Annotated in this window: 14 protein-coding genes; 10 read left to right on the top strand and 4 right to left on the bottom strand. The window is 38.9% G+C overall.

Features of this window, described 5'->3' with window-relative positions; all coding sequences use genetic code 11:
- Position 1 precedes the first annotated feature (1 nt).
- Complete coding sequence (locus tag ACUNWD_RS00550; protein ID WP_445585806.1) at positions 2 to 412, top strand: acyl-CoA thioesterase; 411 nt, start codon at positions 2 to 4, stop codon at positions 410 to 412.
- Here ACUNWD_RS00550 and ACUNWD_RS00555 read toward each other — a convergent pair.
- Positions 402 to 1,040, bottom strand: a complete 639-nt coding sequence (locus tag ACUNWD_RS00555) for a LysE family translocator (protein ID WP_445585807.1) — start codon at positions 1,038 to 1,040, stop codon at positions 402 to 404. The two genes, ACUNWD_RS00550 and ACUNWD_RS00555, sit on opposite strands and share 11 nt — an antisense overlap.
- A gap of 114 nt (positions 1,041 to 1,154) precedes the next feature.
- On the opposite strand from ACUNWD_RS00555, the gene ACUNWD_RS00560 reads away from it, so the two are divergent.
- Genes ACUNWD_RS00560 through ACUNWD_RS00570 form a run of 3 tightly spaced genes read left to right on the top strand, consistent with a single transcriptional unit; the run spans position 1,155 to position 4,386 of the window.
- Positions 1,155 to 2,066, top strand: coding sequence for an alpha/beta hydrolase (locus tag ACUNWD_RS00560; protein WP_445585808.1), 912 nt, complete (start codon positions 1,155 to 1,157; stop codon positions 2,064 to 2,066).
- 9 nt (positions 2,067 to 2,075) lie between these two features.
- A complete protein-coding gene (locus ACUNWD_RS00565; RefSeq protein ID WP_445585809.1) occupies positions 2,076 to 2,615 on the top strand; it encodes an NUDIX domain-containing protein in 540 nt (179 codons plus the stop codon).
- Entirely contained in the window at positions 2,599 to 4,386 is a 1,788-nt protein-coding gene (locus ACUNWD_RS00570; protein ID WP_445585810.1) for an aminopeptidase P family protein, read from the top strand. Before ACUNWD_RS00565 ends, ACUNWD_RS00570 begins: the two co-directional genes overlap by 17 nt.
- A 304-nt stretch (positions 4,387 to 4,690) precedes the next feature.
- Here ACUNWD_RS00570 and ACUNWD_RS00575 read toward each other — a convergent pair whose 3' ends face one another.
- A complete protein-coding gene (locus ACUNWD_RS00575; RefSeq protein ID WP_445585811.1) occupies positions 4,691 to 5,437 on the bottom strand; it encodes a DUF4197 domain-containing protein in 747 nt (248 codons plus the stop codon).
- A gap of 95 nt (positions 5,438 to 5,532) precedes the next feature.
- Positions 5,533 to 5,973 (bottom strand): VOC family protein, encoded by a 441-nt coding sequence (locus tag ACUNWD_RS00580; protein WP_445585812.1) that lies wholly within the window; start codon positions 5,971 to 5,973, stop codon positions 5,533 to 5,535.
- A 188-nt stretch (positions 5,974 to 6,161) separates the two neighbouring features.
- Here ACUNWD_RS00580 and ACUNWD_RS00585 point away from each other — a divergent pair, with 188 nt between their 5' ends.
- From ACUNWD_RS00585 to ACUNWD_RS00610, 6 genes are all read left to right on the top strand, one after another.
- Positions 6,162 to 6,365 carry a hypothetical protein gene (locus tag ACUNWD_RS00585; protein ID WP_445585813.1) on the top strand — a complete coding sequence of 68 codons (204 nt, stop codon included), beginning with the start codon at positions 6,162 to 6,164 and terminating at the stop codon, positions 6,363 to 6,365.
- A gap of 274 nt (positions 6,366 to 6,639) precedes the next feature.
- Complete coding sequence (locus ACUNWD_RS00590) at positions 6,640 to 7,425, top strand: cation transporter (protein ID WP_445585814.1); 786 nt, start codon at positions 6,640 to 6,642, stop codon at positions 7,423 to 7,425.
- A 145-nt stretch (positions 7,426 to 7,570) separates the two neighbouring features.
- On the top strand, positions 7,571 to 8,521 hold the full coding sequence (locus tag ACUNWD_RS00595; protein ID WP_445585815.1) for an aldo/keto reductase: 951 nt from the start codon (positions 7,571 to 7,573) through the stop codon (positions 8,519 to 8,521).
- 594 nt (positions 8,522 to 9,115) lie between these two features.
- On the top strand, positions 9,116 to 9,706 hold the full coding sequence (locus ACUNWD_RS00600) for a hypothetical protein (protein WP_445585816.1): 591 nt from the start codon (positions 9,116 to 9,118) through the stop codon (positions 9,704 to 9,706).
- Positions 9,707 to 10,223: 517 nt separating this feature from the next.
- A complete protein-coding gene (locus ACUNWD_RS00605; protein ID WP_445585817.1) occupies positions 10,224 to 11,081 on the top strand; it encodes a hypothetical protein in 858 nt (285 codons plus the stop codon).
- The gene (locus tag ACUNWD_RS00610; protein ID WP_445585818.1) at positions 11,074 to 11,682 is read left to right on the top strand and encodes a hypothetical protein; all 609 of its coding nucleotides are present in this window, start codon (positions 11,074 to 11,076) and stop codon (positions 11,680 to 11,682) included. The genes ACUNWD_RS00605 and ACUNWD_RS00610 overlap by 8 nt, the downstream gene beginning before the upstream one ends.
- An 894-nt stretch (positions 11,683 to 12,576) precedes the next feature.
- Here ACUNWD_RS00610 and ACUNWD_RS00615 read toward each other — a convergent pair.
- On the bottom strand, positions 12,577 to 14,418 hold the full coding sequence (locus ACUNWD_RS00615; RefSeq protein ID WP_445585819.1) for a YgiQ family radical SAM protein: 1,842 nt from the start codon (positions 14,416 to 14,418) through the stop codon (positions 12,577 to 12,579).
- Between the last annotated feature and the right edge of the window lie 67 nt (positions 14,419 to 14,485).

Raw genomic sequence — 14,485 nt, forward strand, 5'->3', positions numbered from 1 at the left:
TATGTTGATTAGCGAAACAAAAATTAGAGTTTACTACGAAGACACCGATAAGATGGGTGTTGTCTATTATGGAGTGTATCCACGTTACTACGAAATTGGACGAACAGAGATGATTCGTGAACTCGGCGTGACCTATAAGGAAATTGAGGATAGTAATATTCTGCTTCCGGCTCGAAGTCTTAAAATAAACTACCTAAAGTCTGCTTATTACGATGATTTATTAACCGTTCGTACAATTGTTGATCAAATACCCAAGGTGAAATTTCCAATAAAAACGGAAATATATAATCAAGCCGGGGAGCTAATTAATGAAGGTGAAGTGGTCCTTGTCTTTTTTGATGGTAATACAAATAAACCATGCAGAATACCTGACGCGTTTCTTTCTGCAATTGAAAAGAATTTTAATTCATAAAGTGTGAGGTGAGCGTTATTATAAGGCTTACCAGTACAAATACCAAAACCATTGCTCCCGCAATTTTATTAAACCACCAAAGCACTCTCAGGTTAAACTTGTGTTTAAACAGGTCGGCAAGACTTGTCAAAATGAACCACCAGAAATTGGCTCCCAGAAATACGCCTGAAAGCATAAATAAAGCCTGATAGGGTTTTGCGATATCCAAAACAATTCCTGAACCTGTGAAAACTGCCAGAAATACTAAAGCAACCAATGGATTCGTAAAGGTAACAAGAAACGTGGACATCATGTCCTGAAAGTGAGAGCTACCTTTTCGTCTATAATTCCGCAGGTCTTTAACCGGATTTTTCGTAAAAATAAAGATACCCAGTATCAAAAGCATCAATGTCCCAACAAGTTGAAATGTGAACTGGTATTGTTTAATGAAATTAATAACATATGAAAGACTAAATCCAGCTATAACGGCATAAATAGTATCCGATGTAGCGGCACCAATCCCTGAAAAGAAACCGGATAAACGGTTCTTATTCACAGTTCGCTGTAACACTAATACGCCAATCGGTCCAATCGGTACCGAGACCGCAAATCCAACGATAAATCCCTCAATAAATAGTGAAAGAAACATGATGCAAAATAAAGAAATTCATTGTTAGCGTTCAAAATTAATATATAAACTTATCGAATGAATAACGGTAATTTGATTTATTTGTACTTTTACTCTTCCACAAAAAATCCAGAAATGAAGAAAATCACTTTCGCATTATTTAGCTTACTATTTATTTCACAAGTTATGGCGCAAGATTTAACATTAAAACTTTGGCCAAATGGCGCGCCAAATAAAAATGAAGCACCGGGAAAGGAAGAGTATACCCACGACGGAATAACCCGGGTTGAGAATATAACAGAAGCAGAACTGTTTGTGTACCTTCCTGAAAAAGAAAAAAGCACAGGTGCAGCGGTTGTTATTTGCCCCGGTGGCGGTTATTGGATTGAGGCAATTGAACATGAGGGATTTGATATTGCTGAATATTTAAAATCGATTGGTGTCGCCGGTATCGTTTTAAAATATCGCTTACCCTATGGAAATCACGAAATACCTGTCACTGATGGATTGCAGGCCATGCGTGTGGTGCGGTCAAAAGCGAAGGAATGGAACCTTGATATAAATAAAATCGGCGTGGCAGGTTCATCGGCTGGTGGGCATTTGGCATCTACCATTGGAACTCATTTTGATATGGGAAATCCGGATGCTGATAATGAGCTGGCCAAATTGAGTAGCCGTCCTGATTTTATGCTCTTGTTGTATCCTGTGATCAGTTTCGACGAAAAAGTAGGTCACATGGGATCTCGCATCAATCTGATAGGCAAAACCAATGATTGGAATCTGGCAAAAAAATATTCCAACGAGTTATGGGTCGATAAAAACACACCACCAACCTTTTTCATCTTAGCAGATGATGATAAAGCGGTGCCACCACAAAATTCTATTGAGTTTTACATGGCATTAAAAAAGTACGATATTCCGGCAGAGTTACACATCTTTCATAAGGGAAGTCATGGTTTTGGGATGAAAAAAGATTCAAATTTGCCCGTAATACAGTGGCCCGAATTATTTAAAGAATGGCTACAATCAATGGAAATTACTAAGTAAAACTTATCTATGTTTTCAGATACTCTGCCAGTTCATGTTTTTCAATTTTGCCCACGTTGTGGATCAGCTAATTTTATTGCAACTGGTGATCGCTCTAAAAAGTGCAAGGAGTGCGACTTTCATTATTTCTTTAATACGTCGGCAGCTGCTGCTGGTTTGATTTTCAATGACGAAGGAAAACTACTTTTCACTCGTCGCGCCATTGAACCTCATTTTGGAATGCTGGATTTGCCCGGTGGTTTTATTGAACCTATGGAAACTGCAGAACAAGCGATTGCCCGGGAGATAAAAGAAGAATTGGGAGTGGGAGTGAAAAACCTTTCCTACTGGTGCTCATTTCCAAACGAATATCCATTTTCAGGCTTTTCTGTTTTTACACTCGATTTAATATTCAAAGTGGAACTCGAAACTATAGAAGGGTTGAAGGCAATGGATGATATTTCCGGATTTGAGTTTTACCATCCCCATGAAATTGATGTCGAAAAAATACCTTCTTATTCTATTCAGCAAGTAATTAAAAAGTTAATTCAAGATGAACAAAATAGCTAAAGGAATTGAATCATTGCGAACAGAAATGAAAGCTGCGGGAGTTCAGGCTTTTTATATTTCAGGAACAGATCCTCACCAAAGCGAATATGTTCCTGATCATTGGCAGGGTAGGGCGTTTATTTCTGGTTTTACCGGTTCTGCAGGAACCGTGTTAGTTTCACAAAATGAAGCTGCTCTGTGGACGGATTCACGCTATTTTTTACAAGCTGAAAGAGAATTGGAGGGCACAGGCATACAGTTAATGAAACTTGGTATGGCAGAAACTCCATCACCTGTTGAGTGGATTGGCAATCAATTGTTCAAGGGCGAAAAGTTGGGTGTTGATGCAAGTTGTCTATCAATTAATCAATTCAATAGCTTTCAAAAGGAGCTTTCAAAATTTCAAATTGAAGTATCTCCTGTTGAGGATTTGCTAATGAACGTTTGGGAGAATCGTCCGACAATTCCTGTTGACAAAATATTCGAGCACGATGAAAAATTTGTTGGTCAAACCCGGCGTGACAAGATTGAGCATCTTCGCCAAGAGATGAAAAAGAGTGGGGCAGACTATCTGCTGATTACGGCGTTAGATGATTTAGCATGGACATTAAACCTTCGTGGAACTGATGTCGATTTTAACCCGGTATTTCTTGGCTATGGAGTTATTGGCTTAGAAAAAGTTTGGCTTTTTGTTGATGAAGTTAAGCTGGAGAAACCTTTGAGAGAAAAGTTGACCTATGAGAAAATCCTTCTCAAACCATATAATGAAGTCAATTCATTTTTAAATGAAATCTCCGTTAGCTCGCAAATGCTCATTGATCCGTCAAAGACCAATCAGCAGTTGTTTAATAATTTATCAGATAAGTGTCATCCGGTTTATAGAAATTCAATTCCTACCGAGTTGAAAGCAAAAAAAATGGGTATAGAAATTGATCACATTCACCATGCCATGCGAAGAGATGGTGTGGCGATGGTTGAATTCCTATATTGGTTAAATCAAACCGTTGGAAACGAAGAAATTACTGAATTGGATGTTGCTCGGAAACTGCATGACTTTCGTTCGAAGCAAGCCAATTTCTTTGGCGACAGCTTTTTCCCAATTGTCGGTTATCGTGAGCATGGGGCGGTAGTTCATTATCATGTAACTGATGAAACTGCCAAGAATATTCAGCCAAATGGCTTTTTGCTAGTTGATTCGGGTGGTCAATACTTTGATGGGACTACCGATATTACCCGAACCATCGCTTTATCGGAACCTACGGAGCAGGAAAAGAAAGATTTCACCCTTGTTTTAAAAGGAATGATTGCCTTGGCAACTGCTAAGTTTCCTGAGGGAACCAAAGGGTGTAATTTAGATTTGTTGGCACGAAAAGCACTGTGGCAGCATGGTTTGAACTATGGTCATGGAACGGGCCATGGAGTTGGCTATTTTCTGAATGTGCATGAAGGTCCCATGAGTATTCGGCAGGAGTTTAACGAGTATGCTATTCAGTCGGGAATGGTGATTTCAAACGAACCTGGCTTATATCGGGATGGTGAATATGGCATTCGCATCGAGAATTTAATTGTTTGTGTGGAAAAGGGGGAGCTTGGTTTTGGGAAGTTCCTTGGGTTCGAAACGCTCACACTTTGTCCGATTGATCAAAAAGCAATAACTATTTCATTAATGGACTCCTTCGAAATTGATTGGCTTAATCAGTATCACCAACGGGTTTTCGATGAATTATCTCCATTGCTGGATGATAAGAAAAAGACCTTTCTGAAAGAGTTAACCCAGCCAATTCATTCTTGATTTTTACGATTCAAATGAAATAATAGCCGATGGGAAGTAACTCTGAAGGAGTGATCCATTAATAGCCCGGGGTGGAATCTAATGAAACCCCTGAGATAGAAGTTAAAATGTTATTATTAGGTGCATTTGCATAGATTAATTAAATGGAAATCAATTCATGCACCGCATCTTTGAACGTTTAGTAGTTTTTAGGTTTAGTCTTTCATCTCTTTTCCGATGAAAAGAAACAGAAACTAAAAATCGTTCATCCAACAATGCATCCAATACGATCGTATCTCAATCAATCAATCAATCTTACGATAATTTACCGCCCGAACACCCTTTTTAATAAATCGGTTACACGGGCTGCCGGATCTTGTCGGATATCTTTTTCAGCTTCGGCGATTTTTAGGAAAAGTCCGTCCAGTGCTTTTTGCGTGAGATAGGCGCTAAGGTCCGTTTCAACTTTTTCGAGATTTGCTATTTGGCCAACGAATGAACCAGCAACTTGATTCCACTTTCCCGTCATTTCATCCCATGATTGTTGTGCTGAAATATTGCCAACCAATTTTTTCTCCAGCGAAACTTTTATTTTAGGTGCGTAAAGGTTTGCCAACGCATCGTAGTTGGTTTTTTTCAGGTATTCAGTGGCAGCATAATCTCCTCCAGTTAAGATCCCTGCAGCATCCTGAATAGTCATCGATTTAATGCTGTTGATAATGATTGGTGCTGCCTCTTTGGCCGCATCCGATGCTGCGTGGTTAATGTTGGTAATTACTTTGTCAACCAATGCCTGCCCACCCGGAAGCTTGCTTAGGTTATTGGTTATTGCATCCGCCTCGGGAGGAAGTGAAATTTTTACAGCTTCGTCTTTTAAGTAGCCATCAACAACTGAAAGTTTAGCAACCGAACTGTCAGTTCCAACCACCAAAGCCTGTTTAAGTCCGGCAATAATTTCAGACTGACTGAGGGGTTGTTGCTCGTCGTAAATTGTTTTTGCTAGTTGCTGCATTTCGGCACAACTGGCGAACAATGTTAAAACCAGTGCGAATATGGATAATTTAAACTTCATCTTTTTTTCGACAAGATACAAGAAAATATTGTTTGCCCATTTTTGTTAGCGGGCAAATAACTGAATGACCATTTTTTACAATTTCGGCGAATTACCTATTGCGGGTTAGATAGTTCAAAGCTAACCATCCAATTAATTCCAAAAGGATCGGTAAGCATTCCAAAGTAGGAGCCCCAAAAGGTTTTATCCATTGGCATGCTTACTTCTCCGCCTTTCGCTAATGCACCAAAAATACGATCGGCTTCTTCTTTGCTTTCGGCATTCACTGAAATCGAAAAGTTGTTCCCTTCTTTATAATTTGCAGCCCATTCACCTCCGGTATCACTTCCCATGAGGGAGGTTTCTTTACTAATTGGGAGAGAGATATGCATAATACGATCTTTTTGATCTTCGGGAAGTGGCGGCATTCCTTCCTGGGGTGGCATTTCCCCATAAGTTCCAACATATGGAAATTCACCACCAAAAACCGATTGGTAAAAATTGAATGCCTCTCTGCAGTTCCCGTTAAAAGTCAGATAAATATTTACTGTGGCCATGATAAAAGTTTTAATGATCTAAGAATTATAAACATGCGATGCCTGAGGATTGTTTGAGATGGGAAATTGATAATAAAACTTTGAATTTAACAGTTAAGATCTTGGATAATTCGTAATTTAGTCACTTGTTGAAAAATGAAAATTAAATCACTAAATACCGATTGTCGCTAATTGATTATTTCGCTTTTATGAAAAAGACTTGTATTCGTAAAATTTTGCTCATCGTATTAGTCATCAACTTTGTTGCGTTAGTGATTGCCCTCACTAACTTTATCGCCAATAATCCATTAAAAGAATATCGCATCGTCCTCATCGTTAGTTTTATTGTGATTGCTTTCTTTGCCAGTAAAAGCTGCAAAGGAGTGCAAGAGGAGGAGAGTGCCGAATCTTGAGTTAGCAGTCTTAATATCTAGTCATCAAAATTTCATTTCACAGTATTTACCTGTCTGATTGAACAGTCGATTGGTTAATAACTGAAGGAAGGATTTATTGATTTACTGAATCACTGTAGTCCTAAATTGCTTATTCCGTTTTCCCGCCTCCGTTCTCCGTTCTTCCTTCTCCTTTCTCCGCGCTTTGCTCATTTAGAACCAAACCTAATTAGTCTTGTTAAAGAAAAAAGCGTTGATGCTCATGCGATTGCCAACACAAGAAAACAAAACGTATATGGAAAAGACCATATTTGAAATCACTAAAATGGATTGTCCATCGGAAGAAAACCTGATCCGAATGAAACTGGACGGAATTGCAGGTATTAAAAACCTTGAATTCGACATTCCGAATAGAAAATTAACTGTCTTTCACAGTGGCGAAATTGAGCAGATTGAAAAGTCCATTTACGAGCTCAATTTGGGTGGCAAAAAGCTGACAACCGATCACGCTGATCCGGTTGATTTTGAAGAGAATTCACAACAAAGGAAGCTTTTGTGGTCGGTACTGGCGATTAACTTCGCTTTCTTCATCATTGAAATGACAACCGGGCTGTTTTCAAAATCAATGGGATTGGTTGCGGATAGTCTGGATATGCTGGCCGACTCGTTTGTTTACGGTATCAGCCTTTTTGCGGTTGGTGGCACGTTGATACGAAAAAAGCGGATTGCAAGGCTCGCTGGATATTTTCAAATAACACTGGCCGTCATCGGGTTTGTGGAGGTGTTGAGGCGATTCTTCGGAGCGGAGGAATTACCCGATTTTACCACCATGATTGTCATCTCAATATTTGCACTTATTGCAAACGGCATTTGCCTTTATTTGCTGCAAAAATCCAAAAGCAAGGAGGCACATATGAAAGCCAGCATGATTTTCACCTCCAATGATGTGATTATTAACCTTGGAGTGATTGTAGCCGGTTTGCTGGTTAACTGGCTCAACTCAAACAAACCTGACTTGATTATCGGAACCATCGTTTTCGTGTTGGTTATACAGGGTGCAATTCGAATATTGAGACTCTGAAAATTTAAGCACAATGGCTACTCATGTATGATGAGATCGCGCTTCTCAATTGCTAATTCGAGGCGTAAAATCAATGGTTTTATTTGTTTCAGATTATCACTAACTTAGTAAGAGCCAACTTGAAACAAATCTAAAAACACAAAAAATGAAACGTAGATCTTTTATCAGAAACAGTGCTTTAAGCGGACTGGCACTTAGCATTCCCACGATTAGGAGTTTTGGGAACAATTTCTCACCCGATTATAAAATTCCTAGAAGAAAGCTCGGAAAAACAGGCGAAAAGCTTTCTATTATTGGATTTGGTGGAATCATGCTGAACGATAATCCTCAGGATTTTGCCAATGAACTTGTTGCCAAGGCATACGATTTAGGTGTTAATTATTACGATGTCGCACCGAATTATGGAAATGCGCAGGAGAAGCTCGGGCCAGCATTGAAAGCTTACCGTAAAAACTGTTTTCTTGCCTGTAAAACTCATGAGCGCGATGCGGTGGGTGCACAGAAAAACCTGGAAGAATCATTTCGATTATTGAAAACCGATTATTTCGATTTGTACCAATTACATGCGTTGACTTCTGTTGAGGAAGTTGAAAAAGTATTTGGCCCCGGAGGTGCAATGGAAACCGTTGTAAAAGCAAAAAAGGATGGTAAAATAAAACATGTTGGATTTTCGGCTCACTCGGTTGACGCAGCAATGCTCGCAATGAAAAACTACGATTTCGATTCCATTCTTTTTCCATTAAATTTTGCTTGTTGGAATGCCGGAAATTTTGGCCCACAGGTTTTTGATGAGGCAATAAGTCGTGGAATGGGTGTTCTTGCCCTAAAAGCCATGGCGCTTACCCGACTGAAAGAAGGTGAAGAAAAACTATTTAAAAATGTTTGGTATCGCCCTATCCAGGATGAGGAAATTATGAAAATGGCCTTAAAGTTTACGCTTTCAAAAGATATTACTGCGGCTGTTCCTCCAGGAAAGAATACCTTATTTTTAAAGGCTCTTGAGTTTATGAATAACTTTGAACCGATTACTGAAAAAGAAGAGAAAACCTTGGCAAAATTGTCAACAACCACGGAGCCGATTTTTATGCACGCATAAGCTGTAACTGAGAATTTCAGGCTTATTTATTTTACGGATGCTGGTTTTGGGGGTAAATCGAAAAACAATCACTCGTGTCTGAAGGACTGATTGATTGAATTACTGAAGGACTGATTGGAGAGCTAATAAGCTACTCCCGCTTTCCCTTTTTCATTCTCCCTTTTCCTTTCTCCAGTGCATACTCAGTGCCCAGCGCCCCATGCTCATTGCTCTATGCCCATTACCCAGCGCTCACTCTCTTTGAATTACCGAAGGATTGAAATACTGAGATACTGAATTACTGAATGACCGAATTACAGAATGACGTTTTCCTTGCTCCCTTCTCCCATCTCCGTGTTTCCCATTTTTAACCAATCAAAATCATTAGTTCGTAAAAATTATTCTGATAACTTTCGTAAATTGAAATTGCAAAAATTCTAAGCCGGTTTTTGCATTTTTACAGTTAGTGACACAACGAAAAAGCAGACCCCTTATCGTCTTGTAGATCAAGACTCTCTTTTAACACATCTACAAAACCAATGTAGATAATTACTAAAATATCAGGTTCCCGGTATTTAAAATCAGCATTCAATCATACCAGTTAACATTCAGGCAATGAAACGAAATTTTACTTCCTACCTGCTGTCGTTCATTTTGGCAATGCTAGTGGCAGTAACTGCCAGTTCGCAGGAAAACGATACCATAAACACCGTTAACAAGAGCGTCTTTATTGAATTTGGAGGTGCCGGTTTAGCTGTTACCTCGGCAAATTACGATTTTCGGTTTCGTAAAGGACGAACTGATGGACTGGGGATGCGAATTGGGATTGGCTGGGAGTCCTTACAAACGGAACCTTTTTTAGGTGAAGGATATACAAAAACCAAGCTGTTTTCCGTGCCTCTTGAAATAAATTACCTGTTGGGTAAAAGAAACACGAAATTTGAAATTGGTTTTTCCCTGACCTATGCCTCCGAAACTGAAAATAGAAAATTTCGTTTTTTCAATTCCGATTATACCTACACCGAAGAGTCGGGAAATTTTGTGGTCTCCTATCTGCCGGTTGGAATGCGGTTTCAGCCTAAAACCGATGGCTTTATGTTTAAATTCAACATGGGACCAATTATAAACTACTCAGCGCCCAATGTATTTTCCGATGACGAGTTTCAATATTGGATTGGATTGGCTGCCGGCTATGCGTTTCACTAATTGAAGGACTGAAATACTGAATCACTGATTGATTGAATTACCGAAATACTGAATGACTGATTGGAGAGCTAATAAGCTACCTCCGGTCTCCTTTCTCCTCTACACACTCAGCGCCCGGTGCTCAGTGCTCACCCTCTTTGAATTACCGAAGAATTGAATTACTGAAATACAGAATGACCGAATTACTGAACTACTGACCTTCCGGTCTCCAGTCTCCGTTTTCCTTTCTTCTGTCTTCGAGTTTCCTTTCCCCATTTATAACCAATCCAAATTAGCTGTACATAACTATTATTTCTGATCGTTTTTGTAAATTAGGAAACTGATTTTTGGTTACAACAACATGCCCTGACTAAAACAACTGAAACATACATCGATGCTAGCAATAAGAGCTAAAATCCATTTGATAGTTTTTAAATATAATATACCGGAGGGTTACAATATTTCCCTCACGAAGAAGTATTGTAAACCTTTAGTATACAGATAAACTAGTTACAGGCAATTTTAAAAACGAAAACAAATGAAAAGTTTTGGTGACAGATTATTTAAATCAATTTCAGATTCAAGAAGTTTGCTTTTTCTGCAAGGAGAAATGGCTCAATTGACATTTATCGCATATGAAAAATTCATTGAATTGGTAAATGAAGAGAAAGCAGAAAAAATACCAATAACTTATCCTGTTGGTTATAGAGCAGACAATACACCAATAAATTCAACAAGGGATTTCACAAAAGATGAATTGATTAATAGGTATAAGCATTTGAGTTTAATAAAATTACCTGTGGATGGAATTTATCAACTTGTAACAATTATGGATACTTTACAAAATGAAATATTTAGAAATATTTTAATGGAGTTTCCTAATAAAATATCAAACAAAAGAAAAGTTGATGTAGAAGTTGCGCTTGGCGCAAAATCTCTTGAAGAAATTAAAATTTCAATTGTAAATAATATCCTTAATGAATTAGCATATAAATCACCTAAAGATTATTCGGAAGAATTTAACAAATATGTAGGCGTAAATTTACTTGAACATCCTCCGTTTCATAAATATATTGAATTAAAAGCAACAAGAGACATCCATATCCATAATAGCGGAATTGCAAATGAGATTTATCTTACTAAGGCTGCAACACTTGCAAGAGTAAAAAATGGCGAGTTTCTACCTGTTGATATTCAATATTTTCTTCAAACTTATGAAGCATGCCTACAGTTGACCGAAATTCTTGAATTAGAATTAGATAAAATTTGGGTAAGCGAAGATTACAGAGCATATAAAAAGTCATTAGGGACAAAAGATGAGAAAACAGAGACGGTTGAAAAAGTTATAGCTGAAACTCAGGAAATAGTCCATGATGAAGAACAAAAAAATGAATAAAAAACTGCCTGTAACAAATTGTGAATTGCATTGCGGGGTTCGTGGTGTATCGTATGCTGGATTCTCGCAACATCGTTCCGTCCTGCCGGATAGGAACGAGCTCCGAAATCCGCAACGACAACTTACAAGTGACCGTCATGCAAAAACGACAAAATATGCGACTGTAGAACTTACTAATCTAAAATCATTTATAATGAATGGACAAAATAAAAATTTATTCTTGATAAAAATTGCATATTGGTTGGGTATCGGTGCAGATTTGCTATGGGCAATTGTACTTCTATCCCCTAAATTGTTCGGTACAATGGTAGGAATACCAAATTACAATCCCGATATACAAACAAGGCTTATAATGGCAATTGGTGGGACTTTGATGACAGGCTGGACTTTTCTTCTTTTATGGGCTGTTAAAGAACCAATTGAGCGAAGAGTTGTAATCCTTATAACAGCATTTCCTGTAGTATTTGGGCTGTTCATTGTGGCCCTTATTGGATACTTGGAAGGAAATACATCCAATATTTGGATTCTCGTCAAAACCTCAATACTGTTTATTGTAATGGTTACAAGCTATATACTAGCAAGAAAAATGAAAATGTATTGAGTGAAAAAGCACGAAAACACTACAATTTGTATATGGCAGGCGGGGTTCCTCTCGGTTTGACAAATCGAACCGGTACTGTCAATTCTTGCGAGTCAGACAGGATCTCTATTGGAAATCCCCCGTTAGCACAGCTTTGCAATCCTAGCGTTGTTTTTCAAATCTAAGACCTAAAGCTATTACTCTGCAACCCATACCCAGAATCCTGCTGACCTTTTACTTTCCCTGCAAGGTATTTTGTCGTCCAGTTTGTTTCTTCCCTTTCCAGTTTAAAATTTTCGGATTTCTGTTGGACAGGGCGCAATAAATTTGAAACAGGACACAAAAAAAGACGGCAGAAATGCGAAAAAATAAGACAGGATCTTGAAAATTGCAGCAGAAATGTCCAAAAATGAGACTGAAGTTTGAAAATTATGGCAGAAAGTGAAAAAAATACAACAGAGTGACTTTTCCTAAAATAGCTTGACAGAATCCCGTCTCCCTTTTTGACCTTTCCTAAAATAGCTTGACAGATTTATACTTAATTTAATAGGATGTAAATGCTTATTTTCTCATTTACTGGTTTTCAAATCTAATAAGATTTTAATTACTGCTTTTTTATGCGTCCTGTTTTTTAAATCCTGATAAATGATAAAGTTGTCTTTCACGTTTCTAAAAGCGAAGGCAAGTTAAACCTAAACTTCTGTTTTTGCCGTTCTGCTTTACTAACAGCTCACGGCTCGCAGAGCACAGCGCTCACTCTCTTTGAATTACTGAAGGATTGAATTACTGAAGGATTGAAATACTGAATGACCGAATTATCGATTGACGGTCTCCGTTCACCCGTCTCCTGTTTCCTTATTCCGTTCTCCTTTACTAAAAGCTAAAAGCTAATGGCTAATAGCTATCAGCTCACAGCTACCCAAGTATTTTTTCAATCAAATCCTTCCGCTTTAGCTTTTGCAGTTCCTGTTTGATTTGCTGGCGATATTCGCGTTTGTACCAAAAGAAGAACTTGCGCTGGGCCAGCTTTTCCTTTTTCGACTTGGCGGTAAACACGGGCTCCATGGTATAAGGATGAAATCCGGTGTAGAAAATCACGGTTGCCAAAGTCATTGGTGTGGGTGTGAAATCCTGCACCTGCTCCAGGCGGAAATCCAGTTTTTTTGTGTCGGCAGCCAGGTTGGCCATATCCACATTCTTACATCCCGGGTGACTCGAAATAAAGTACGGAATCAATTGCTGATTGAGTCCTTCCTGTTTATTGATCTCTTGAAAAACCTTGTTCAATTTAAAGAAAAGTGAAAACGAAGGTTTTCTCATGATGTTTAAAACATCATCGGAAGTATGCTCCGGCGCAACTTTTAAACGTCCCGAAACATGATGCTTGACAACCTCACGCAGGTAGGTCATATTATTCTTATTGACCTGTTCGTCTTTTGTTTTATGCAAGATCATATCGTAACGGATACCGCTGCCAATAAATGCCTTTTTGATCTTTGGGTTTTTGCGCACTTCCCGGTACAGGTCGAGCATCGGCTGGTGGTCAATATTCAGGTTTTTACACACATCCGGGAAAATACAGGACGGGCGTTTACACTTTCGGCAAATCTCCTCGTGGATGCCTTTCATCTTGTACATGTTTGCCGATGGGCCTCCCAGATCAGAAATATATCCTTTGAAGTCGGGCATTTGTGTTACCTGCTCCACTTCCTTTAGAACTGACTTTTGAGAACGACTGGCAATAAATTTTCCCTGGTGCGCCGAGATGGTGCAAAAAGTACAGCCGCCAAAACACCCACGGTGAATATTGATGGAGTGGCGAATCATCTCGTATGCAGGAATCGTTTCCTTGTTTTTATATTTTGGATGAGGAAGTCGTGTAAACGGCAAATCATAATAGCTGTCGATTTCCTTTTCCTCCAGAGGTGGCCATGGCGGGTTAACAACTACCTGCTGTTTCCCAATTTTTTGAACAATAACATTTGCCTCTGACTTATTGGATTCTTCCTCGATGTGCATAAAGTTTTTGGCAAACTTTTTCTTATCGCTCAGGCATTCTTCATGCGAATACAAATCCAAACTATTCCATTTCTTCTGGGTGGCAAACTTTTCGTTTTGATCAACCAGAAAAGCCGTTTGTGGAAGGTTGGTGATGCTTTTTGGATCAACACCTTTTTGTACTAAATGAGTATAATCAAGGATTGATTTTTCACCCATTCCATAGAAAAGCAAATCGGCCTGTGCTTCTTTTAAAATGGAAGGTTTTAATTGATCCTGCCAGTAATCGTAATGCGTTACCCTGCGCAAAGAAGCTTCAATTCCTCCGACTACCAATGGCACATCCGGATATAATTTCTTCAGGATGTTACAATAGACGGTGGCTGCGTAATCGGGGCGTTTGTCACTTTGTCCACCGGGAGTATAGGCATCGTTGGAACGTTTGCGTTTGTTGGCCGTGTAATGATTGACCATGGAGTCCATGTTGCCGGACGTTACCGCGAAATATAATCTTGGCTCACCCAACTTTTTGAAATCACGCAAGTCATCCTGCCAATTGGGCTGCGGAACAATAGCAACCCTGAGTCCTTCTGCTTCCAATATGCGTCCGATTACAGCTGCGCCAAACGAGGGATGATCTACATAGGCGTCACCTGTAAATAAAATCACATCCAGCTGATCCCAGCCTCGTTGTTCAACTTCCTTTTTTGTGGTTGGTAACCAGTCTGTTGGTTTATATTTCTGGTATAAAAAATTCATGCTTCGTCAATCAAATCAATATTCAGGTACAAAGGTATTTAGCTTTTATGAATTAAAAAGACTTTCG

The sequence above is a fragment of the Sunxiuqinia sp. A32 genome (genome assembly GCF_052690465.1).